The organism is Gordonia sp. KTR9 (genome assembly GCF_000143885.2).
Taxonomy (GTDB): Bacteria; Actinomycetota; Actinomycetes; order Mycobacteriales; family Mycobacteriaceae; genus Gordonia.
This window is the reverse complement of the sequence record NC_018581.1, coordinates 1,662,283-1,683,803: the sequence shown is the minus strand read 5'-3', so window position 1 is coordinate 1,683,803 and position 21,521 is coordinate 1,662,283. Positions and strand designations below refer to the sequence as shown.

18 protein-coding genes are annotated in these 21,521 nt (G+C 68.0%); 8 read left to right on the top strand and 10 right to left on the bottom strand.

Annotated elements, in window-relative coordinates; translation table 11 throughout:
• Positions 1-17: 17 nt before the first annotated feature.
• The 5 genes from KTR9_RS08465 to KTR9_RS08445 all read right to left on the bottom strand — a co-directional run bounded on the left by KTR9_RS08465 (position 18) and on the right by KTR9_RS08445 (position 5,086).
• Complete coding sequence (locus KTR9_RS08465; RefSeq protein ID WP_014926034.1) at positions 18-1,424, bottom strand: sulfatase family protein; 1,407 nt, start codon at positions 1,422-1,424, stop codon at positions 18-20.
• A 190-nt stretch (positions 1,425-1,614) separates the two neighbouring features.
• Positions 1,615-2,265, bottom strand: coding sequence for a GntR family transcriptional regulator (locus tag KTR9_RS08460; protein ID WP_010841731.1), 651 nt, complete (start codon positions 2,263-2,265; stop codon positions 1,615-1,617).
• A 52-nt stretch (positions 2,266-2,317) separates the two neighbouring features.
• Complete coding sequence (locus KTR9_RS08455; protein WP_014926033.1) at positions 2,318-3,349, bottom strand: isopenicillin N synthase family dioxygenase; 1,032 nt, start codon at positions 3,347-3,349, stop codon at positions 2,318-2,320.
• Between the two features lie 76 nt (positions 3,350-3,425).
• A complete protein-coding gene (locus KTR9_RS08450) occupies positions 3,426-4,310 on the bottom strand; it encodes an ABC transporter permease (protein WP_014926032.1) in 885 nt (294 codons plus the stop codon).
• The gene (locus KTR9_RS08445) at positions 4,307-5,086 is read right to left on the bottom strand and encodes an ABC transporter ATP-binding protein (RefSeq protein ID WP_010841728.1); all 780 of its coding nucleotides are present in this window, start codon (positions 5,084-5,086) and stop codon (positions 4,307-4,309) included. Before KTR9_RS08445 ends, KTR9_RS08450 begins: the two co-directional genes overlap by 4 nt.
• Before the next feature lie 302 nt (positions 5,087-5,388).
• On the opposite strand from KTR9_RS08445, the gene KTR9_RS08440 reads away from it, so the two are divergent.
• The 3 genes from KTR9_RS08440 to KTR9_RS08430 are packed head-to-tail and all read left to right on the top strand — an operon-like array spanning position 5,389 to position 8,965.
• Positions 5,389-6,570, top strand: a complete 1,182-nt coding sequence (locus KTR9_RS08440) for a hypothetical protein (RefSeq protein WP_014926031.1) — start codon at positions 5,389-5,391, stop codon at positions 6,568-6,570.
• 41 nt (positions 6,571-6,611) lie between these two features.
• The gene (locus tag KTR9_RS08435) at positions 6,612-7,634 is read left to right on the top strand and encodes an isopenicillin N synthase family dioxygenase (protein ID WP_044507763.1); all 1,023 of its coding nucleotides are present in this window, start codon (positions 6,612-6,614) and stop codon (positions 7,632-7,634) included.
• Positions 7,634-8,965: an amidohydrolase family protein gene (locus KTR9_RS08430; protein WP_014926029.1), complete on the top strand. Its 1,332-nt coding sequence runs from the start codon at positions 7,634-7,636 to the stop codon at positions 8,963-8,965. Before KTR9_RS08435 ends, KTR9_RS08430 begins: the two co-directional genes overlap by 1 nt.
• Positions 8,966-8,971: 6 nt before the next feature.
• Here KTR9_RS08430 and KTR9_RS08425 read toward each other — a convergent pair whose 3' ends face one another.
• Together KTR9_RS08425 and mfd are read right to left on the bottom strand one after the other, a co-directional pair.
• Complete coding sequence (locus KTR9_RS08425) at positions 8,972-9,880, bottom strand: MazG family protein (RefSeq protein ID WP_014926028.1); 909 nt, start codon at positions 9,878-9,880, stop codon at positions 8,972-8,974.
• Between the two features lie 201 nt (positions 9,881-10,081).
• Positions 10,082-13,672 carry a transcription-repair coupling factor gene (mfd, locus tag KTR9_RS08420; protein ID WP_014926027.1) on the bottom strand — a complete coding sequence of 1,197 codons (3,591 nt, stop codon included), beginning with the start codon at positions 13,670-13,672 and terminating at the stop codon, positions 10,082-10,084.
• A gap of 90 nt (positions 13,673-13,762) precedes the next feature.
• Here mfd and KTR9_RS08415 point away from each other — a divergent pair, with 90 nt between their 5' ends.
• A complete protein-coding gene (locus KTR9_RS08415; RefSeq protein WP_014926026.1) occupies positions 13,763-14,326 on the top strand; it encodes a GNAT family N-acetyltransferase in 564 nt (187 codons plus the stop codon).
• Positions 14,327-14,351: 25 nt separating this feature from the next.
• On the opposite strand, the gene KTR9_RS08410 is transcribed toward KTR9_RS08415, so the two are convergent.
• The 3 genes from KTR9_RS08410 to KTR9_RS08400 all read right to left on the bottom strand — a co-directional run bounded on the left by KTR9_RS08410 (position 14,352) and on the right by KTR9_RS08400 (position 17,523).
• A complete protein-coding gene (locus KTR9_RS08410) occupies positions 14,352-15,935 on the bottom strand; it encodes a cation:proton antiporter family protein (protein ID WP_014926025.1) in 1,584 nt (527 codons plus the stop codon).
• Between the two features lie 181 nt (positions 15,936-16,116).
• Entirely contained in the window at positions 16,117-16,818 is a 702-nt protein-coding gene (locus KTR9_RS08405) for a TetR/AcrR family transcriptional regulator (RefSeq protein WP_035718099.1), read from the bottom strand.
• Between the two features lie 54 nt (positions 16,819-16,872).
• Positions 16,873-17,523, bottom strand: coding sequence for a vitamin K epoxide reductase family protein (locus tag KTR9_RS08400; protein ID WP_014926023.1), 651 nt, complete (start codon positions 17,521-17,523; stop codon positions 16,873-16,875).
• A gap of 153 nt (positions 17,524-17,676) precedes the next feature.
• Here KTR9_RS08400 and KTR9_RS08395 point away from each other — a divergent pair, with 153 nt between their 5' ends.
• From KTR9_RS08395 to KTR9_RS08380, 4 genes are read left to right on the top strand one after another with little or no spacing between them, the layout of a single operon-like run.
• Positions 17,677-18,321, top strand: a complete 645-nt coding sequence (locus tag KTR9_RS08395) for an ABC transporter permease (RefSeq protein ID WP_010844301.1) — start codon at positions 17,677-17,679, stop codon at positions 18,319-18,321.
• Positions 18,318-19,631 (top strand): ATP-binding cassette domain-containing protein, encoded by a 1,314-nt coding sequence (locus tag KTR9_RS08390; RefSeq protein ID WP_014926022.1) that lies wholly within the window; start codon positions 18,318-18,320, stop codon positions 19,629-19,631. Before KTR9_RS08395 ends, KTR9_RS08390 begins: the two co-directional genes overlap by 4 nt.
• Positions 19,628-20,446 (top strand): ABC transporter permease, encoded by an 819-nt coding sequence (locus KTR9_RS08385; protein WP_014926021.1) that lies wholly within the window; start codon positions 19,628-19,630, stop codon positions 20,444-20,446. The genes KTR9_RS08390 and KTR9_RS08385 overlap by 4 nt, the downstream gene beginning before the upstream one ends.
• On the top strand, positions 20,443-21,450 hold the full coding sequence (locus KTR9_RS08380; protein WP_014926020.1) for a glycine betaine ABC transporter substrate-binding protein: 1,008 nt from the start codon (positions 20,443-20,445) through the stop codon (positions 21,448-21,450). Before KTR9_RS08385 ends, KTR9_RS08380 begins: the two co-directional genes overlap by 4 nt.
• Positions 21,451-21,521: the final 71 nt, after the last annotated feature.

Genomic DNA, 21,521 nt, shown 5'->3' with positions numbered 1-21,521 from the left:
TTCGCGCCCCGCGCCCCTCAGCGCTCGCCCGACGTGATGTCGCCGGCCAGCTCTCGCCGAGCGCCCAGCGGACGCCGCGACGGCAACGCCTCTTCCTCCGCCGCGACCTGCGCCGCCTTGGTGTGGAATGCGTCCATGAAGGCCTGTGCGATGGCCGTTCCGGCCTCGTCGTCGGGCAGTTCGTCGCCGGTGCGGACCCGCCAGTCGGCCAGCGCTCGCGCAAGCTCGGAACGGACCTGGGCGTAGGACGGGTCGTCGGCGACATTGTTGCGTTCATGGGGATCGGAACGCAGGTCGTAGAGTTCGACCCGAGACCGATCCCGTTGTATTTCTTGCTGATCCAGCGATCGCGCGGACAAGCTGTCGGCTATGTCGAGCGGCAGCAGCAACGCCGGCCGGGCCGCGTAGTTCTCGATGTAGCTGAACTCCTTGGTGCGCACGGCCCGCATCGGGTCGAAGGCATCGTGGTAGGTCTTCTCGGTGAACACCTCGGTCCGGACGGCCGAGTCTGCCGCGCCCGCGAGGGCCGCGGCGTGCGAGTCACCGTCCACGGCGTCCGGGATGTCCAGACCCACCAACTCCAGCAGCGTCGGCGTGAGGTCCACCCCGGAGAACAGGTCGTCGTAGACCGCCGGGGCGATGCCGCGCCGCGTGGGCGGCCGCATGATCAGCGCGACCCCGGTGCCCTCGGCGTACAGCGTCGACTTCGCGCGCGGGAAGGCCAGGCCGTGGTCGGTGACGAACACGATCCAGGTGGAGTCGTCGAGGCCGAGTTCGGCCACGGTGTCGAGCAGCCGGCCGACGGCGGCGTCGGCCTTGGTGATCGATCCGTGCAGGCCCGCCAGATCGTCGCGTACGTCGTCGGTGTCCGGCAGGAAGCCGGGTACGGCGATCGTGCTGGTGTCGGCGGGTTTGTACTCGTCGGCCGGGTAGGGCCGATGCGTCTCGAAGAAGCCCGCGGTGAGGAAGAACGGGCGTCCGTCGTGGGCGTGACGCCGCAACCATTCCTGGGACTGGTCCACCACGTAGTCGCACCGCGAGTCCGACACGTCCACCGAGTCGAAGCCGAGCCGGCCGGGATCGGCGCTCTCGTGCTGCATGCCGAAGAGCGCCGAACGGTATCCCGCGCCGGCGAGGAGCTCCGGGAGGGTCTGCACGTCCGGGAAGTACTCGAACCCGTGGTGGGCGAGACCGACGAGCCCGTTGCCGTGGGGATAGCGTCCGGTGAACAGCGAGCCGCGGGCGGGCGAGCACAGGGGTGCCGTCGCGTGCGCGTCGGCGAATCGGATACCGGACGCCGCCAGGTCGTCGAGAACAGGGCTCTCGACGCCGTCCGCGCCATAACACCGCAGATGGCGACCGAGATCGTGCCAGTGCACCAGGATCACGTTGTCGCGGCGCGCGGCATCGGGGGAAGTGACCATGCACCCATGATGACGCAGACGACTCGCGTCCCGGTCCCCACCCGTCGGGGCTGCATCCGACAATCCGCCCACCGCACGGCCGGACGACATCGGATCAGCGTGCGCAAAAGTCACGCCGACGACCTCCCGTGACGTATGAGCCGCTCGCGCGCGGGCCGCCCACGCTCCACCTGACGCGGCGACCGCGGCCTCACGTCCGGAGCAGGCGGACGAGCACGCCGGCGGCGTGGGCTCGCGCGGCCCGGTCCGCCTCGTCGGCATCGCCGGCCTCCAGCGCCGCGACGATCCTGCGGTGTTCGGTCACGGCGTGCCGGCGGTTGTCCTCGTTCGACCACATGTCGGATCGGTACAGATGTGACTGGGTGTCGAGTTTGAGCAGGGCATCGCACAGCGGCGCATTGCCCGACAGCGACCGGACCGCGGTGTGGAAGTCGAGATCGAGTTGGGCGTCGCGGCGATGATCGGGACCGGTGTGGAGCAACCGCTCCTGCTCGCCGAAGCGCTCCCACAGGTCCGCCAGCTCGGCGCGGGTCACCCGGACCGTCGCCTGACGGGCGGCGAGTCCGTCGAGAACCTCACGGACCTCGAAGACGTGCCGCAACATCGTGTCGTCGAGCACCGCGACCTTCGCCCCGACGCGCGGGGTGTAGACGGCCAGTCCGTCCATGACGAGTTGCTGGACCGCCTCCCGGACCGGGCTGCGGGACACGTCCAGTCGGGCGGCCAGCCCCGGAACCGAGAGCGACGCACCCGGTTCGAGGGTGCCGTCGAAGATCTCGTCGCGTATGCGGCGCAGGACCGACTGCATCAGCAGGGCGCCGTCGTCTCCGTTTCCAGTCATGACCGTCTCAGCGTAGAAGGCCGGGGCCCAGAAGGCATGATCCCCGACGACCTCATCCCGCGGCCATCACGCGCTGCGCCTCACGCTCCGCGCCGGCGGGTGCGACGCCGCTCTTCATCCCGGCCAGCTTCGCGTTGATGTTCTCGGCGACGGTGATCGGCGGGTATCCGGGGTGATCGGTACGGGCGCACCCGGGCAGCGTCTCGATGACGGCATCGGCGTTGCCGTCGAAGAAGAAGGCCGCCGACCGACGACGGACGATCCGGCCGTCGACGACCGGCGGATCGACGCGGTGCACCGTCGAGCGCCAGCGGTCATTCGTCCACCGCGCCATGGCATCCCCGAGATTGACCAGCAACGCGCCGTCGGCGGGTGCCACGTCGTGCCACTGCCCGTCGTGATCGAGCACCTGGAGCCCGGGAACCCGATCGGCCCACAGCACGGTGAGGATCCCGAAGTCGGTGTGCGCGCCCATGCCGGTCAGTTCCCCGGCGAGCTCGATCTCCCCTTCGGGCAGGGTGTAGTTGTTGAGCTTGAGAGCGTCGATGGAGTGATCGGTCATCGTGTCGAAGTACCCGAGCGGCAGGCCGAGAGCATCGGTGAACGCGGTGAGCAGAACTCGGGAGAGCCCGCGCGCGGCCTCGAACCAGGTTTCCACGGCGGGGCGGAATCCCGGCGCCGCGTCCGGCCACGTGTTCGTCGGGTAGCTGGACTCCGGCAGGTCCAGGCCCGGGAAGCACGAACCCTCCGATCCGACGGTGAACGCCTCGTAGAAGTCGTTCATCTGGTTGGCCGCGGCCACCCCGAGGCTCATGCTCAGCGATTCGCTCTTCGGGGGACTGTAGCCACGGTTCTGACCGGGCCGGGCGTATCGCTTCTTCACCTCGAGCGGGAGCGCGTAGAACTCGTCGAGGGCAGCGGTCAGCGCGTCGATGACACCGGGAGCGATACCGTGGCCGACCACTTGGACGAAACCGACTCCGCTGCAGGCGTCGTCGAGGGCCCGCGCCACCGGGGCGCGTTCCGCAGGCGAGCCGAGTGGGTCGAGGTAGGGCGAGATGTCGATCGTGGGAACGGTGAACATGGGTCCTCCGGGTGGGTTCGGGACGACGGTGGAGTGGTGGGAGATGCCGGATGACTGTGGGACGTGCGGGGTGTCGTCAGCGGCGACGATTGACGGCGGCGTTCAGGATGCTAAACACACCGAAGACGAGGATGCCGAACACCGATGCCAGGACGATCGCCGCGATCAGGTCGTCGGACTGCAGACGAGCGCGATAGATGTCGAGCAGTGTGCCGATTCCCGGCTCGCCCTTGGCGAAGAACATGTCGCCGATGATGGCGCCGACCACGACGAGCCCGGAGGCGGTCCGGAAACCGGTCATCATCGACGGCAGCGCCGACGGGAACTCGAGCATCAGCAGGCGCTGCACCGGTGTCGCCTTGGACAACGTGAACAGTTCCTGCGAGGACTTGTCGACCGAGACCAGACCGAAGTGCGTGTTGGCGATGATCGGGAAGATGGCGATGATCACGCACACGATGGTGCGGGCGACCATCCCGTACCCGAACCACAGACCGATCAACGGGACGATCGCGAGCACCGGGATCACCTGTAGCACAACGGCCCAGGGGTAGATCGCGCGTTCGAGAAAGGACCCGCGGCTCATCAGGACCCCGATGGACACCCCGATGAGCGCGGCGAACACGAACCCGACCACACAGACCTTGGCCGTGACCCACAGCGCATCCAGCATGGGCCCCACGTGATCCGGGTCCAGCAGCGACTCGAACAGCACGGTGTGCGGGGGCGGGAGCAGGAAACGCCGTGCGGGACTGAGGATCAGATAGGTGACCGCGTACCAGGCGCCGATGCCGACGGCGAGCGACAGCACGGGAGGGGCCCCGTACCGCAGCACGGCCGCGATCCGGCGACGCGCGGCACCCTGCCGCGACGGTGTGGGCGGCTCTGCAGCGGGCTCCGACGGCGAGGCGGGTCCGTGTTCCGCGCCGGTGGCGGGACGGGATCGGGCAGCGGTGGTCATCGTGCACCTCGGAGCGTCTCGGAGATCTCGGCGACGCGATCGGTGAAGCGGGCGTCGTAGCGCAGGTCGGGATGTCGGGGGTGGGCGAAGTCGATGCCGATGTCGGCGACGATCCGCCCGGGGCGCGCCGACATGACGACCACCCGGTTGGCGAGGAAGACCGCCTCCGACACCGAGTGCGTGATGAACATCGCGGTGAACCGTCGCTCGGCGTAGAGCCGCTGCAACTCCGATTGCATGTCGAGCCGGGTCATCTCGTCGAGCGCACCGAAAGGTTCGTCGAGAAGCAGCAATTCGGGTTCGGATGTCAGCGAGCGGGCAAGCGACGCGCGCATCTTCATGCCACCGGACAGCATGCGGGGCAACTGGGACTCGAATCCGGTCAGACCGACCGCGTCGATCGCCGCCTGCGCCCGGCGCCGGCGTTCACCACGCGGCAACCGGGCGATCTCGGCACAGAGCTCGACGTTGCCCCGCACGCTGCGCCAGGCCAGGAGGGTGGGTTCCTGGAAGATGAACCCGACCGATTCCGTGGCGAGCGCCACGCTCCCCTCCGTGGGCTGCTCGAGCCCCGCAACCATCCGGAGCAGGGTCGACTTGCCGCATCCCGACGGTCCGACGACGGCCACGAAGTCGCCGGCGCGCACGTCGAGGTCGACTCGGTCCAGCGCACGAGTCCCGGAGTCGAATCGCTTCGTCACCCCGGAGACGGAGGCGACGACATTCTTGGTGAGATGACGCGCATCCACGTCGTTCACCGTGTCGTAGAGTTTCATCCGGCCTTCCCGTTCCCCACTTGTCTACATGTAATCAGAGGCTGTTGTCTGCTCTATCATGATTGGTTACATGTATTGCGGAATGATGACCACGTGTAAACACTGGGTCACCAGGACCCCGGTTTCGACCTCGATGCAACGCTCTGTTGTGACCATAATTCCAGTTCATATAGGTTTTTGGTCGAAGTTGGGTTGCTGCGGCCGGCATCCGAGACCGGCTGGCGCAATTCGGATCAGACATTTAGCTTTCACATGTAGATCGCGAAAGTGTCGCGAATACCGGCATCAGTCCAGGAGATCCCATGACCCCTCACCCACCGTCCCGTATCCGCCACTCGCGTCTGGCCGCGGCCGCTGCGGCGGCGACGGTCTGCGCGGCCGTTCTCGCCGGATGCTCGAGCTCCGGGTCCGACGACACCGCGGCGTCGACCCTGCCGTCGGCGCCGGCCGAAACCACCCTCGCCGGGACCTGCCCCGACAACATCGTGATCCAGCTCCAGTGGCAACCGCAGTCCGACATGGCCGGGGTCATCGGACTTCTCGGCCCCGGGTACACCGTCGACACCGACAACAAGTCGGTCTCCGGGCCCCTCGCCTACGACGGCATGGACACCGGAGTGGACATCACGTTGCGCGCGGGCGGACCCGCGATCGGATTCCAGTCGGTCCCGTCGGCGATGTACTCCGACGACTCCATCCACCTCGGTCTCGTTCACGGAGATCAGATGATCTCGGCGGCCAAGGACCAACGCGTCGTCGGCGTGACGCCATTGCTGCAGTACAACCCCTCGATCATCATGTGGGACCCCGCATCTCACCCGGAGGTGAAGACGATCGCCGACATCGGCCGGTCCGACGCCAGCGTCGTGGTGTCGAAGGATCAGATCTTCCCGCAGTGGCTGGTGGCGAAAGGCCTGCTCAAGCAGAGCCAGCTCGACACCAGTTACGACGGCGCACCGGCGCGTTTCGTCGGCGACCCGTCCATCACCCAGCAGGGGTTCGCGAACTCCGAGCCCTACACCTACGAGAACGAGACCCCGTCGTGGAACAAGCCGGTGGGCTACGCCATGGTGAAGGACGCCGGATACGACGTGTACGCGTCGAACGTCTCGGTGCGCGCCGATGACGTCGCGGAGATGTCGCCATGCCTGGAGAAACTGGTCCCGATGATCCAGCAGACCGGCAAGAACTACGTGGCCGCGCCCGACGCCGTCAACGCCACCATCGTCGACTGGGTCTCCCAGGACGTCTCGTTCACGCCGTACACCGCCGGTGAGGCCGCGTACTCGGCCGGCCTGCTCAAGGACCGCGCGGTCATCGCCCCGGGCGCCGACGGCGTGTACGGCAGCTACGACATGGCCAAGGCGCAGAACGTGATCAACGACCTCGTGCCGATCCTGAACGCCGGCGGCGCCGACCTCCCGCCGTCGCTTCCCGCCGACCAGCTGTTCACGACCGAGTTCATCAGCGAGCAGATCCGCTGACCGACGTGACAGCATCATCCCTGACCACAGTGAGGACCACGATGACCGAGACCACCCCCATGCACGCACCATCCGACCTGGAGAACATGGCCGACATGGCCGAGCTCGATCGCGAACGCCGGATGGGCGGGCTGGGAACCGAGACCACCGCCCGCGAGATCCGACGCATCAGCCTCGCCGACCTGGACAGCCGCCGGGACGAGATCGCCGACCAACTCTGGTCGGCCGCAACCGACATCGGATTCTTCCAGGTCGTCGACCACGGCATCGACCTGGCCGCGGTGGACCACGCGTTCGACATGTCCGCCCGGTTCTTCGCACTCCCCCGCGAGGTCAAGGCGCAGTATCCGCTCAAGAAGGGACAGAACGCCGGCTGGGAGTATCGCACCCAGGTCCGCCCGTCGATCGGGACCCCGGACCAGAAAGAGTCCTATCAGTTCACCCGCCCCCGCATGGAGGGCCTGTGGCCGAGTGAGGACGAGCTGGCCGGGTTCCGCGCCACCATCGAAGATTTCGAGCACCGGTGCTGGTCGCTGGCGATGACACTGCTCAGCTGCTTCGCCGAGCGCCTCGGTCTCGAGCGGGACTTCTTCACCCGGGCGCACGACCCCTCGTCGGACACCTACCAGAGCACCCTGCGGCTGCTGCACTACTACGCCTTCCCCGACGAGCTGATCGACACCGAGAACAGCTGGCGCGCAGGCGCACACACCGATTTCGATGCCCTCACCCTGCTGTTCCAGCGGTCCGGCCAGGGAGGTCTCCAGGTGTTGCCGGGGGCGGAGGCCGAGGGCCAGGCCTGGACGTCGGTCGAACCGTCCGACGACGCCATCACCTGCAACATCGGCGACATGCTGATGCGCTGGTCCGACGACCGGCTGCCGTCGAACTTCCATCGGGTCCGGGCTCCGCGGCGGGGCGAGTACACGGGTCCGCGCTACACGCTCGCGTACTTCGCACAGGCGAACTCCGACGTGCTGATCGAGAGCGCCGGTGGCACCTATCCCCCGATCACCGCTGCCGACTATCTCGCCCAGCGCATCGCCGCGAACTTCGCGAAGTGATGGACGCACACTCCGCCGGGGCCGCCGATCCGTCGGCGGCCCCGGCCTTCTGCGACGTCACGGTGTACACCGCGGGTCGATGGCGGCCACACTGCGACATCCACGTCGCCGGCGGAATCGTCACATCGATCGACCCGACCACCCGTCCCGGCGGGGAGACCGGCGGATTCGTGATCCCCGGGTTCGTCAACACCCACACCCATCTCCAGCAGACCCTCATGCGCGGTGTCGCCGAATGCACGCCGCTGCTCGAATGGTTGCTGGCCGTCGGCGAGGAGTCGGTGGCGATCACACCCGAGCGTGCCTACCTCGCCGCGGTGTCGGCGTGCCTCGAGCTGCTGCGGTCGGGCACGACCACCGTCGTCGAACACATGTGGCCCCACCCGTCCGGCGAGGTCCATGACGCCGTCGTCCGGGCGTTGCGCGACACCGGAATCCGCGCAGTACTCGGTCGTGGGGTCGCGGACCGGGCCGACCCGACCCGCAAGTGGGGGTTCGAGCCCCGGCTCATGCAGCCGCTCGGCGACGTACTCGAGCACATCGATCACCTCCGGAACGAGGTGGCCGGGTCGCGGATCTCGATGGCCCTGGCGGTACCCAATCCGCGCTCGGTCACCGACGCCGGGATGCGGACGATCCGCGAGTTCGCCCAGGACCGCGGAATGCCGGTGTCCATCCACCTCCTCGAGACCGGCACCGACGAGCAGATGTGCCTGCAACACACCGGGTTCGGCGCCGTCGACCATCTCGACCGCAACGGCTTCCTGTGGAACCGGGTCCTCGCCGTCCACTGTGTCGAGCTCGACGACGCCGGCCAGCGCACCCTGGCCGCCCGGGACGTGGCCGTGTCGCACAACCCGTTGTCGAACATGCGTCTCGGTAGCGGGGTGGCCCCGGTACCGGCGATGCTGGACCGCGGGCTAGCCGTCGGCCTGGGTGTGGACGGTGCCGCCAGCAATGACACCCAGGACATGCTGGCGACGTTGCGCACCGCCGCGTATCTCCAACGCGCCGTCCATCGGCGCGCCGACCTGCTCGGCTTCGCCGAGATGCTCGACATCGCCTGCGGTGGAGCGAACTCCGCGCTCGGTCTGCCTGCGGTCGTCGGCGGGGTCACGGTCGGGGCACCCGCGGACCTCACGCTGGTGCGCTTCGACCGCGATTACGCCACCCTCCCCGTCCGCGACCCCGGCGCATCGCTGCTCACCACCGGGTCGCGGTCCATCGTCGACACGGTGATGGTCGGCGGCGAGGTCCTCGTCGAGGACGGCCGGAACACCCGGGTCGACGAGGCGGAGTTCACCAAACAGCTCGCCGCGCTGGACGTCTGAGGTAGGTCAGGCCGAGTTGTCGTCGAGGACAGCCGCCCACGCTTCGGGCGAGTCGAGACTCACGCCTTGCTCGACCGCGCGCTTCTCGGCCGCCCGGACGTCGGACATCAACGCAAGCGCCCGCTCCCGTGCCTGCGCCTCGACACTGTCGTCGCCCGCCGTGACCGTCACGGTGAGGATGTCCGCCGGGATCGTCTCGACGGGATACTGTGCGGCGGTGAGACGTTCGAGCACTTTCTGCAGGAGGGCCAGGGCGGGCTGAGTGGTCGCCACACCGTCGAGCACCGAGCCGCGTCGCTTCTCGGCCGCCTTGCGTTCCTCCCACTCCCGGATCTGCGTCTGCAGATCCGAGTGAGCCCCGGACAGCACCCCGGGGGTACGGCCGGAGACCTTCGCGGTGAAACTGCGAGCGACGTCGTCGATGTCGAACGGTGCGTCGGGATCGTCGGCGGCGATCCGCGCGTGGAACAGCACCTGCAACAGGAGGTCTCCGAGCTCTTCGCGGAGCTCGACCGGATCACCGGCCTCGATGGCGTCGAGGACCTCGTACACCTCTTCGAGCAGGTAACGGCGCAGCGAGTGGTGCGTCTGGGTGCTCTCCCACGGCCCGTTCCGGCGCAACGTGTCCATGAGCGCCACGGACTCCAGGAGCGCGGTTCCCGCGACGGCCTGCGCGGCGATCACCTCCTCACCGCGGTCCACACGCGCGCGCACGAGTGGATGGTCGGGATCGGTGCTGACGAGCACCGACTCGGATTCCTCGACCGTGTCGTCGAAGACGGGCTCGACCTGATCGAATTCCCAGAGCATCGCCGCGGGAACGTCCTCGGTGACTTTGACCGGCCCGGCGAGCACGCCGCGTGCGCGGATGGGGATCAGGTCGGGCCGTGCCGGGTCCAGCAGCACCACCGTCATTCGTCGTACGTCCTTTCGCTGCCCCCGCGCCTGTCTTTCGTTTCGATCAACCTATCCCGTGGGCTCGCCGACCGGCGGGAGCCCACCCGTAATCCGGCCATCCTGTTCCTGACAGCGCCCCGCCGAAACCACCCGTGGAAACCACCCTCAGGAGCGACATCGCCGACCTATCGTCATCCGCCCGGCCCTGTTGGGTGCTTCTCAGACGCTCTCACCGACCGGCTCCGGCCTGAGTTGGGTGAGGAACGTCGTGACGAACTCGATCAGCTCGTCGTCGCGCAGACGCGCCGACCCGACGCCCCCGGTGCGCGGGATCGGCAGCGTGACCACCGATGTGGTGGCCCGGTAGGTTGCCGAGGAGTACAGCCGGCGCAGACGGACCTGCTCGCTGTCGAGGAGTGACAGCGGCGAGATCTTCAGACCCTGACCGGCCAGGCCGATCTCGCTGATCCCACGCTCCCGGCACCGCAACCGCAACCGGGCGATGGACGCGAGGCGCGTGGTCTCCACCGGTGGCGGACCGTACCGGTCGTTGAGTTCGACGAGGACCGAATCGACCGCGGCGTCGTCGGTCGCCGACGCGAGCTTGCGGTACGCCTCGAGGCGCAGGCGATCGGAGTCGACGTACTCGACCGGGATGTGTGCGTCGACGGGAAGATCGATGCGTACCTCACCCGTCTCCCGCGATTCGACCGGTTTCCCGTCCGCGGCAGCGCGATACGCCTCCACCGCCTCGCCGACCAGACGGACGTAGAGATCGAACCCCACGCCCGCGACATGCCCGGACTGTTCGGCGCCCAGCACGTTTCCGGCGCCGCGCAGCTCGAGATCCTTCAGCGCCACCGCCATTCCCGCGCCGAGCTCGTTGTTCTGCGCGATCGTCGCGAGCCGGTCGTAGGCGGTCTCGGTCAGCGGTCGGTCGGGGCTGTAGAGCAGATAGGCGTATCCGCGCTCGCGACTGCGGCCGACGCGTCCACGCAGCTGGTGCAGTTGCGAGAGGCCGAGGTTCTCGGCGCGGTCCACGATCAGGGTGTTGGCGTTCGAGATGTCCAGGCCCGTCTCGATGATCGTCGTACAGACCAGCACGTCGTATTCGCGATTCCAGAACCCCGACACCGTGCGCTCGAGCTGGTCCTCGTTCATCTGACCGTGCGCGACCACGACTCTCGCCTCCGGGACCATTGCGGCGATGTCCCTGGCCGTCTTGTCGATGGTCGAGACCCGGTTGTGCACATAGAACACCTGACCGTCGCGCAGCAGTTCGCGGCGGATGGCGGCCGCGACCTGTTTCGGCGCATAGGCGCCGACGTAGGTCAGGACCGGATGCCGTTCCTCGGGCGGGGTGAGGATCGTCGACATCTCCCGGATGCCGGCCATCGACATCTCGAGTGTGCGCGGGATCGGGGTCGCCGACATCGTGAGCACGTCGACGTGGGTGCGCAGCGACTTGATGTGTTCCTTGTGCTCGACACCGAACCGCTGCTCCTCGTCGACGATGACCAGTCCGAGGTCCTTCCAGACGATCCCGGTCTGCAGCAGACGGTGGGTGCCGATGACGACGTCGACCTCGCCCTTCGACATCGCCTGGGTGATCTCGCGGGATTCCTTGGGGTCGGTGAACCGCGACAGGCCGCGCACCCGCACCGGGAAACCACTCATCCGCTCGGTGAAGGTCTGCAGATGTTGTTGCGCGAGAATCGTCGTCGGGACGAGGACGGCGACCTGCTTGCCGTCCTGCACGGCCTTGAACGCGGCGCGGACCGCGATCTCGGTCTTGCCGTAGCCGACGTCGCCGACGACGACGCGGTCCATCGGAACGGGACGCTCCATGTCGGCCTTGACCTCGGCGATCACCGTGAGCTGGTCGACGGTCTCGGTGAAGTCGAAGGCGTCCTCCATCTCCTGCTGCCACGGCGTGTCGGGCCCGAAGGCGTGTCCCGGCGCGGCGTGACGGGCGGCATAGAGTTGGACGAGTTCGCCGGCGATCTCGCGAACGGCCTTGCGCGCCTTGCGCTTGGTGTTCTGCCAGTCCGAGCCGCCGAGTTTCGACAGCGACGGCTGCTCGCCGCCGACATAGCGCGAGAGCTGGTCGAGTGCGTCCATCGGGACGTACAACCGATCGGCCGGCTGACCGCGCTTGCTCGAGGCGTACTCCAGCACGAGGTACTCGCGCCGGGCACCGGAGACGGTCCGTTCGATCATCTCGACGAACTTCCCGATGCCGTGCTGGTCGTGCACGACCAGGTCACCCGCGGTCAGCGCCAGCGGATCGACCTGGTTGCGCCGCTTGGCCGGCAGTCGGCGACCGTCCCGGACGTTGGCGACCCGGGAGCCGGTGAGGTCGGCCTCGGCCACGACCACGAGTCCTGCATCGGGACAGACGATCCCGGCGCGCAGCGGCGCGCAGAACACGGTGACCTCGCCGGCCTGCGGACGGTGCCCGGGTTCGGCGATCACATGCGGCACCTCGGCGTCGGACAGGCGCTCACCGACGCGTTGCGCGGTACCCTTGCCCGCCACCACGATCGCCGCCGGCTTGCCGTCGGCGACGTGCGCGCGCAACTGCGCGAACATCGCGGCGATCTCACGGTCGTCGCCCCGAGGCGCGGGACCGGGAGCCAGATCGAGTTCGAGTTCGTCACCGCTGCCGGTCGAGAGTGGACTCAGCGTCCACCAGGGACACCCGGCGTCGAGCGTCGTCGTCAGCACCTCGTCCAACGGCCTGTACGCGCTGGCCTGCAGATCGATGCCGAGGCTCGCCGAGGACCGTCCGTCGATCGGCGCTCCCGCACCCATGGCGGCGGCGGTCCACGATGCCTCGAGGAACTCCGCACCCGTCTTCGACAGGTCCGACGCCCGTGTCCGCACCTTCTCCGGGTCGAGGACGAGGACCCGGGTGCCGTCCGGGATCACCTCGGTCAGCAACTGCATGTCGCCGTCGACGAGCGCGGGGATCAGCGCCTCCATCCCCTCGACCGGGATGCCCTCGGCCAGTTTGCCGAGCATCTCGGCGAGGGTCGGGTCGTCGGCGTTGCTCGCCGCCAGGTCGCCGGCGCGTGCACGGACCTTGTCGGTCAGCAGGAGTTCGCGGCCCGGGTGGATCCGCACCTCAGTGGTCTCGACCTCGGGCTGGCTGCGCTGGTCGGCGACCGAGAAGGCACGCATCTCGGTGATCTCGTCGCCCCAGAACTCCACTCGCACAGGATGGTCGGCGGTGGTCGGGAACACGTCGAGAATGCCGCCGCGCACCGCGAACTCGCCGCGGCGGCCGACCATGTCGACGCGCTCATAGGCCATCTCGACGAGTTGGGACAGCAGAGCGTCGAAGTCGACCTCGATGCCTTCGCGCAGGGTCACGGTCGCGACGTCGCCGAGTCCGGGGGCCATCGGCTGGACGAGCGAGCGAACGGTGGTCACGACGACCCGCAACGGAGTGTCACCGGGGTTGGCGAGCCGGTGCAGTACGGCGAGTCGCTGGCCCACGGTGTCCGCGCTCGGCGAGAGCCGCTCATGCGGCAGCGTCTCCCACGACGGGAACTGAGCGACGGCGTCGGCGTCGTCGAGGAGCTCGGCGAGTTCGGCGGTCAGATCGTCGGCCTCCCGGCCGTTGGCCGACACGACGAGGAGCGGGGCATCGGCGCCGGCCACCAGGCACGAGACGAGGAAGGGCCGCGCTGCATCGGGCGCGGTGATGTCCAGCCGGCGCTCGTTCCGGTGCGCGTGCACCTCGCGGAAGGACTTGTCCGCACACGCGAGCGCGGCCAGACCGGACAGAGCAGACGGCGTCGACACTCCGTCGATTCTATGGGGCGACGATCCGCCCGTCCCCGCCCGGGCAGCGCGAGTTCCCGCCGCCGGGGCAGCTGTCCTAACCTCGTCGGCATGAGCGAGCGCGCATCCGAGGCACCGTCGACCCCGATCCGGGTGACCGACGCGACGATCGACGACTGCGCGGCCGTCGCGGACATCTACGCCCACTACGTGCAGAACACCGTCGCGACCTTCGACTATCTGGTCCCGTCCCTGTCGCAATGGCACGCCAAGCACGCCGCGATCACGGCCGCGGGCCGGCCGTTCGTGGTGGCCCGCGCCGTCGACGACGGTGTCGAGCGGGTCGTCGGCTACGCCTACCTCGGGACGTTCCGGACGATGCCGGCCTACGACCTGTCGACCGAGGACTCGATCTACGTCCGGCCCGGTCAGGCCGGGCGCGGGATCGGTACGGCTCTGATGTCGGCGCTGCTCGATCGCGCGAATCCGGACAACGTCCGCCACATCGTCGCGGTGATCGCCGCGACGGGCGGTGAGGGATCGATCGCATTGCACCGTCGGTTCGGGTTCGACGAGGTGGGTCGCCTGCGCGCCATCGGACACAAGGCCGACCAGTGGATCGATTGTGTCTACATGCAGAAGGATCTCTGGACGCGCGACGACGCTCCCTGCTGACGCCCCGCTTGCGGAGGCGTCGGCGTCACCGTTCCAGCCCCGCGGCCTCGGCGGCCGCGTCGGCAAGACCGACACCGGTGCCCTCGTAGATGTGGAACGCCACGTCCGCGCCGCGCTGGAGCAGTTCGTCGCGCTCGTCGTCGTACTGCGCGACGACCGCCACGGTCCCGGTGACGCCGAGCTCCTCGATCCGTTCGAGCGCCACCAGGTTGGAGCCGTGGAAGGGCATCGCCAGGACGAGCAGTTCGAGCTCGTGGACGCCGACCGCGCGGTCCCAGAAGTCGGCCTCGGTGGCGTCGGCGTCGAGGATCCGGACGCCGCGTGCGGCCAGTTCGCCCGCCTTGAGCGGATCGTTCTCCACGCCGATCACCGGAAGGCCGTATTCGTCGACCAACCGCTCGTACACCGAGTGCCCGACGCGGCCCATGCCGAGGACCAGTACGCGCGCCGGCGCCAGCACGATCGGGGCGTCGTCGGGGTGGGCCCGGGCCGCGGCCGTGGTCGGGACGAACGCCGACAACCGGGTCACCAGGCCGGTGCCGCGGCGATTGACCAGGGTGGAGAACACGAAGCTCCCCGCCACCGCCACCGACGTCACCACGAGCCAGTCCTCGCCGATCATCCCCACTCCCACACCGGTCGCGATCACGATCAGCCCGAACTCCGAGAAGTTGGCCAGCGCGAGTCCGGTCAGGATCGACGTCCGGCGACGCAGGCCGAACAGGGACAGGACCAGCGTGTACACCGCACCCTCGAACGGCAGGAGGACGATCAGCAGCAGACCGAGCAGAACCGTTTCGGTCGTGGGGGTGACGTGCAGCCCGATCGACACGAAGAAGCCGACGAGGAGCAGCTCACGCAGACCGAACAACGTGCGCGACAACTCCCCCGCGCGCGGATGGGAAGCGAGCAGGACGCCGATGACCATCGCGCCGAAATCGCCCTTCATGCCGACGGATTCGAAGAGCCAGTACCCGGGTACGAGGGCCATCACGATTCCGAACAGCGTCTGCAACTCGCCGTGGCCGAGGGTGTTCCACAGGCGGCGGACGAGCCACGCGCCGGGGATCAGCAACACGAGGGCAAGCGCCCACGGGCTCGGCGGTTCGCCCTGCATCGCGGTCAGGTAGGCGACGGCGACGATGTCCTGGAGGACGAGGACGCCGATCGCTATGCGGCCGTAGAGCGAGTGGGATTCCGAACGCTCGTCGAGGACCTGGACCACGAACACGGTGCTGGAGAACGACAGCGCAAAGCCCAACAGCGCCAATGTCTCCCAGCCCTCGCCGGTGAGCATCGGCACGCCGAGGGCGGCCAGGAGGCCGAGGAATCCGGTGGTCAGCCCGAGGATGACCAGGAGGTTCACCGCCGTGGTGACGACAACCTCGCGCCGGAGCAGCATCCGTACGTCGAGTTTGAGGCCGATGGTGAACAACAGGATCGTCACGCCCAGCTCGGCGATCGTGTCGATGATCGGCAGCTCGTCGATTCCCGGTGCGTGCAAGATGAATCCGGCGGCGAGGTAGCCGACGAGGGTCGGCAGGCGCGCCGCGCGAGCGAGGTACCCGCATCCGAAGATGACGACCAGGTAGATGCCGACGGTCTCCATGTCCGAGGCGCCTCAGCCGAAAACTGTGTTCGGCCGGTCAGCGCCGCTCGGGGTCGACATCGGTGGATCCTTCCGGCCGGGGACGCAGAGTGAATCAACCATAGACGCGGACCCGTTGCCCCGCCGTGCAGGTCGGGGCGGGTCGACACCGCTACCGCGGACCCGCGAGACGAGACCCGGGTCAGGCGTCGTCGGCGCTCGTCCGCCTCCGGGACTCCACATAGTCGGGTCCGACGAGCGCGGGGTCGGGGTCGAGCCGGGTGAGCCCGTTCCAGCAGAGGTTGACGAGGTGAGCCGCCACGACCTCTTTCGACGGCTCGCGCACGTCGAGCCACCACTGCGCGGTGACCGACACCATCCCGACGAGCGCCTGCGCATACAGCGGGGCGAGCGTGGGATCGAAACCCCGTCGTTCGAAATCGCCGGCGAGGATGTGCTCGACCTGACTGATGGCGTCGTTGAGGAGACTCGAGTAGGTGGCCGTCTCGCCCGTGGCGGCGGTGCTGTCCCCGCGTACGAGGATGCGGAATCCGTCCGTGCGCTCCTCCATGTACGTCAGCAGCGCGAGGGCGACCTGCTGGATGCGGTAGAGCGACCGGTTCTTCGACAGCGACGAGGTCACCATCTCCAGGAGGGTCTCCATCTCGCGGTCGACGACGACCGCGTACAAACCTTCCTTGCCACCGAAATGCTCATAGACGATCGGCTTCGAGACGCCTGCGCGCTGGGCGATCTCCTCGATCGACGTGCCCTCGAAACCGCGCTCGGCGAACAGCCCGCGCGCGACCTCGATGAGCTGCAACCGGCGCTGGGCACCGGTCATCCGTGCTCGAGGTGCGCGCTGCACCTCGGCCGAACCTTCCGACGGACGCCCGATAGCCATGGCCCCAGCGTAGGGCGCGACGCCGCGGATTCCGAACGGTCCGGCTTAGTGGTGTCAGTACAGGCTCGACCAGTACGACCAGAACCGCACCGCGATCAGCACGATCACGAGGCCGACGGCCGCGACGAGAATCGGGGCGTGGTTGCGCGCGAGGACCAACGCGACGCGTGAACGCGAGGTGAGACCACTCGCGTGCGCGTTGCGCACCGTGACGAAGACGAAGATCGGCAGCGTCACCGCCCATACGACCATGCAGTACGGGCAGAGCGCCCCGATCGAGTACAGGCTCGAGTAGATCAGCCAGGAGATGAACACCATCGCCGCGGTCACCCCGACCTGGAGTCCGGCCCAGTACCACCCGGCGAGGCGGGCCCCGGCGAGCAGGGCCACACCGGTGGTGACGGCGATCGCGAAGCCCGCGATACCGAGCAGCGGGTTGGGGAAACCGAAGAGTGCGGCCTGGGGCTCGGCCATCACCGACCCGCAGCTCAGCACGGGATTGAAGTTGCAGGACGGCACGTAGTCGGGGTCTGCGGCCAGTTCGAACCGTTCGACGGTCAGCACGAAAGACGCGACGAAACCGATCGATCCGCCGACGCTCAGCAACCAGGCGACGATCCGCGTCCAGGAACGCACGGCCGCGGCCAGCAGGAGCCGGTCGTCGTCGGCATCGACCTTTGCGGTGGTCAGCGCACTCTCACTCACTTTTCCAGCATGACACCGCACGGCGGGGAGATCGACCCACGCCGCGTCGAAGTCACACTGGATCGGTCCAAATGTCGGCAGTATTGCCCGTCCGTGCGTAATGTCTTTCGAGACACCGGGGGGCTCGGCTGCCCCGGGGATGGGACAGCAACAGTGCAATTGTGGGACTATCTCAGTGAGAACGCACGATCCCTCACCTTCCTGACGTATCAGCATGCGTCGCTGTCGTTCCAGACAGTGCTCGTGGGTACGGCCGTGGCCATCGTCGTCGCCGCCGTCGTCTACCGGCTTCCGCTGGCGAGTGCGCTCACGCTGACGTCGAGCCGTGTGGCGCTGACCATTCCGTCGCTCGCCCTGCTCGCATTGCTGATCGTGCCCTTCGGACTCGGTGTGACGCCGTCGTTTCTGATGCTCGCCTTCTTCGCCACGCTGCCGGTCATCGGCAACGCGGTGGTCGGTTTGAGATCCGTGCCGCCGTCCGTGGTCGAATCCGCCCGCGGCATCGGCCTTTCGCGATGGCGGATCCTGCTCACGGTCGAGTTGCCGATCGCCTGGCCGGTGATCCTGACCGGCATCCGCGTGTCGACCCAGATGATCGTCGGTGTCGCGGCGATCGTCGCCTACGTTCTCGGACCCGGCCTGGGATCCCTGATCTTCAACGGACTTTCCCGCCTGGGTGGTGCCAATGCACTCGAAATGGCGCTCGCCGGAACGATCCTGATCGTGATCATCGCCCTCATCTTCGACGCTCTCCTGGTTCTGCTCGGCCGCCTCACCATCTCCAAGGGACTCTCATGACCGACACCGCCACCTCCTCCGCGCCGAACGGCAACAACCGCAACGTCACCGGCGAGTCCATCCGGCTCGACGGTGTGGCCAAGCGTTACCGGGGAAGCACCACACCGGCCGTCGCGCGCCTCGACCTGGAGATCGACGCCGGCGACATCGTCGCCTTCGTCGGCCCGTCGGGATGCGGCAAGACGACGACGCTGAAGATGATCAACCGCCTCATCGAACCCACCGAGGGGCGCATCTACATCGGCGGACGCGACGTCACCGCGGAGAACCCGGACAAACTGCGCCAGTCGATCGGCTACGTCATCCAGTCCGGCGGGTTGTTCCCGCACTGGTCGGTGAGCAAGAACATCGGCGCCATCCCGCGAATCCTCAACTGGGACAAGAAGCGGATCGCCGAACGCACCGAATACCTGCTCGACCTCGTCGGACTCGATGCCGCGACCTTCGCCGACCGGCTCCCCAAGGACATGTCCGGTGGTCAGCAGCAGCGCGTCGGCGTCGCACGCGCGCTCGCCGCCGATCCCCCGGTGCTGCTGATGGACGAGCCGTTCGGCGCCGTGGATCCGATCACCCGAGCCCGCCTGCAGGACAAGCTGATCGCGATCCAACACGAGCTGGCCAAGACCATCGTCATCGTCACCCACGACTTCGAGGAAGCGACCAAACTCGGCGACAAGGTGCTGATCCTCTCCGAGGGCGGGCGCATCGAGCAGTTCGCGCCCCCGGAGGAGATCCTGGCCAACCCGGCGAGTCCCTTCGTCGAGGAGTTCGTGGGTTCGGGTGCGACACTCGCCCACCTGACGCTCACCCGCGTCCGCGACGTCGACATCAGAGAGGTGGTCACCGCCCGCGTCGGTGAACCGTCCGGCGCCGTGGTCGCCCGCGCGAAAGCGGCCGGCGAGGACTGGGTCGCCGTGGTCGATCAGCACGGCCGCCCCCGCGCCTGGCCGTCGGTCGAGGAGATCCGCGCCAAGCCGGAGGTCTCGGACTACCTCGATCCCCGGCTCCCCGTCGTCGCGCAGTCCTCGACGCTGAACGACGCCCTCGACTCGATGCTCGCGACCAGCCAGGGTGGCGTTCTCGTCACCGACGGTCGGGGCGCCGTCGTCGGCGCGCTGAACATCGCGTCGGTGATGGAGGCAATCCGTGGGCAGCTCGCCACCGTGCGAGATGTCGATGCCGAGGTCGGTTACCTCGACCACGCCGATGGGTCGGCTCCCGTCGAGACCCCGGTCGTGGCGGCCGACGACGACTCCGGCACCGAGCACGTCGCCGGAGGCGTCACTCCCGAGACGAGCGTCGAGCGGTGACCGGCTTCATCGCCGAAGAGGCACGGATCACCGAGACCGCGAAACCGCCTGCACCAGAATCGGTTCCGAGTGGCTTACGGCGGCGACTCGCCCGCATTCCCATCGATGTGTGGTTCGAGCCGCTGGTGATCGTGGTCGTCGGCGTCGGTTTCGTGATCTGGTACGCGAACACCACTTTCACCAGCACGGAGAGCGCGGCGATGTCGTGGCCGGCTCTGCGTGCCACCATCCTCGACCACATCCAGCTGACGCTGGTCGCCACGATCATCGTCGTCGTGATCGCGATTCCGCTCGGCATCGCGCTCACCCGTCCCGCCCTGCGCTGGCTGAACCCGATCGCGGTCAACATCGCCAACATCGGACAAGCGGCCCCCGCGATCGGACTCCTGGTGTTGTTCACCTTCTGGCTCGGCACCGGTTTCACCACCGCCGTCGTCGGCCTGGTCGTCTACGCGGTGCTTCCGATCCTGCAGAACACGATCGTCGGGTTGCGGCAGGTCGACCAGCGGACGGTCGAGGCCTCGCGAGGCATCGGCCTGTCGGCGGTGCGCACCCTCGTCCAGGTCGAACTCCCCCTGGCCGTGCCGGTCATCCTCAACGGTGTCCGGACCGCACTGGTCATCCTGGTCGGCACCGCCACCCTGAGCACGTTCATCGGGGCGACCAGCCTCGGCACGCTCATCACCACGGGGATCACCCTGTTCCTGCCGAAGCTGCTCGTGTCCGGTGCGATCCTCGTCGCGCTGCTCGCCATGACGATCGACTGGCTCGGACGCCTCGTCGAACTCGCCGCGACTCCTCGGGGGATCGCATGATGACCCGCCTCCATCCGGTCCGCGCCCGTCGCGTCGCAACGGTCCTGGCGGCGTCGGCCGCCGTCCTGATGATGCTGTCGGCGTGCGGCTTGGTCAGTTCGTCCGGAACCTTCCGTCCCGCTTCCCTTCCCGGCGGCGAACGCCCGCTCGAGGGAACCTCCATCGCGGTGACGTCCAAGAACTTCACCGAGCAGGTACTGCTCGGGAAGATCACCGCCACGTACCTGGCGGCCGCCGGCGCCGACGTCGACGATCTCACCAACGCGCCGGGCTCGATGTCGTCCCGGCAGGCAGTTCTCAACGGCGACGCCGACATCGTGTGGGAGTACACCGGGACCGCCTGGCAGACCTACCTGGGCGAGACCGAGACGATCTCGGACCCGCAGCAACTCTACGAACGCGTCCGCGACGCCGAACGCGCGAACGGGGTCGAGTGGCTCCCGCCGGCGTCGTTCAACAACACCTACGCGTTCGCCGCGTCGTCACCGACCGCCGAGCGGCTGAACGTCAAGACGATGTCCGACATCGCCAAGCTCCCCGAGTCCGAGCGGACCTTCTGCATCAACGACGAGTTCTACTCGCGCGCCGACGGATTCATCCCGATGTTGAAGGCCTACGACATTCCGCTCGACCAGCCCGGCGGGGTGCCCTCGAGCAACGTGACCATGATGGATTCCGGCGTGGTCTACACCTCCACCGCGCGTAGCGAACCGTGCAATTTCGGCATGGTCTACTCGACGGACGGTCGCATCAAGAACCTGGATCTCGTCGTCCTCGAAGACGATCGGAAGTTCTTCCTGCCCTACAGCGGATGCGTCGTGGTCAACACCGGCCTCAACGATTCCAATCCGGAGATCGCCGAACTCATGGCACCTGTGTCGGCCAAACTCACCGACCCGCTGATGCAGGAACTGAACGGGCTCATCGACATCGACGGCGCCGATCCCTCCGACGTCGCCTACGACTGGCTGAAGGACGAGGGCTTCATCGTCCCGGTGGACTGACGACCCGTCGACTGTGCGTCGAATCCCGTCGACTGGTTGAATCCGCCACGGATTTCGACGCACGGTCGACG

Coding starts and splice junctions, on each gene's coding strand:
- KTR9_RS08380 (WP_014926020.1), top strand. CDS start 20,443: ATGATGACCCGCCTCCATCCGGTCCGCGCCCGTCGCGTCGCAACGGTC.
- KTR9_RS08435 (WP_044507763.1), top strand. CDS start 6,612: ATGACCGAGACCACCCCCATGCACGCACCATCCGACCTGGAGAACATG.
- KTR9_RS08415 (WP_014926026.1), top strand. CDS start 13,763: ATGAGCGAGCGCGCATCCGAGGCACCGTCGACCCCGATCCGGGTGACC.
- KTR9_RS08460 (WP_010841731.1), bottom strand. CDS start 2,265: ATGACTGGAAACGGAGACGACGGCGCCCTGCTGATGCAGTCGGTCCTG.
- KTR9_RS08425 (WP_014926028.1), bottom strand. CDS start 9,880: ATGACGGTGGTGCTGCTGGACCCGGCACGGCCCGACCTGATCCCCATC.
- KTR9_RS08430 (WP_014926029.1), top strand. CDS start 7,634: ATGGACGCACACTCCGCCGGGGCCGCCGATCCGTCGGCGGCCCCGGCC.
- KTR9_RS08405 (WP_035718099.1), bottom strand. CDS start 16,818: ATGGCTATCGGGCGTCCGTCGGAAGGTTCGGCCGAGGTGCAGCGCGCA.
- KTR9_RS08450 (WP_014926032.1), bottom strand. CDS start 4,310: ATGACCACCGCTGCCCGATCCCGTCCCGCCACCGGCGCGGAACACGGA.
- KTR9_RS08445 (WP_010841728.1), bottom strand. CDS start 5,086: ATGAAACTCTACGACACGGTGAACGACGTGGATGCGCGTCATCTCACC.
- KTR9_RS08410 (WP_014926025.1), bottom strand. CDS start 15,935: ATGGAGACCGTCGGCATCTACCTGGTCGTCATCTTCGGATGCGGGTAC.
- KTR9_RS08390 (WP_014926022.1), top strand. CDS start 18,318: ATGACCGACACCGCCACCTCCTCCGCGCCGAACGGCAACAACCGCAAC.
- KTR9_RS08455 (WP_014926033.1), bottom strand. CDS start 3,349: ATGTTCACCGTTCCCACGATCGACATCTCGCCCTACCTCGACCCACTC.
- KTR9_RS08465 (WP_014926034.1), bottom strand. CDS start 1,424: ATGGTCACTTCCCCCGATGCCGCGCGCCGCGACAACGTGATCCTGGTG.
- KTR9_RS08440 (WP_014926031.1), top strand. CDS start 5,389: ATGACCCCTCACCCACCGTCCCGTATCCGCCACTCGCGTCTGGCCGCG.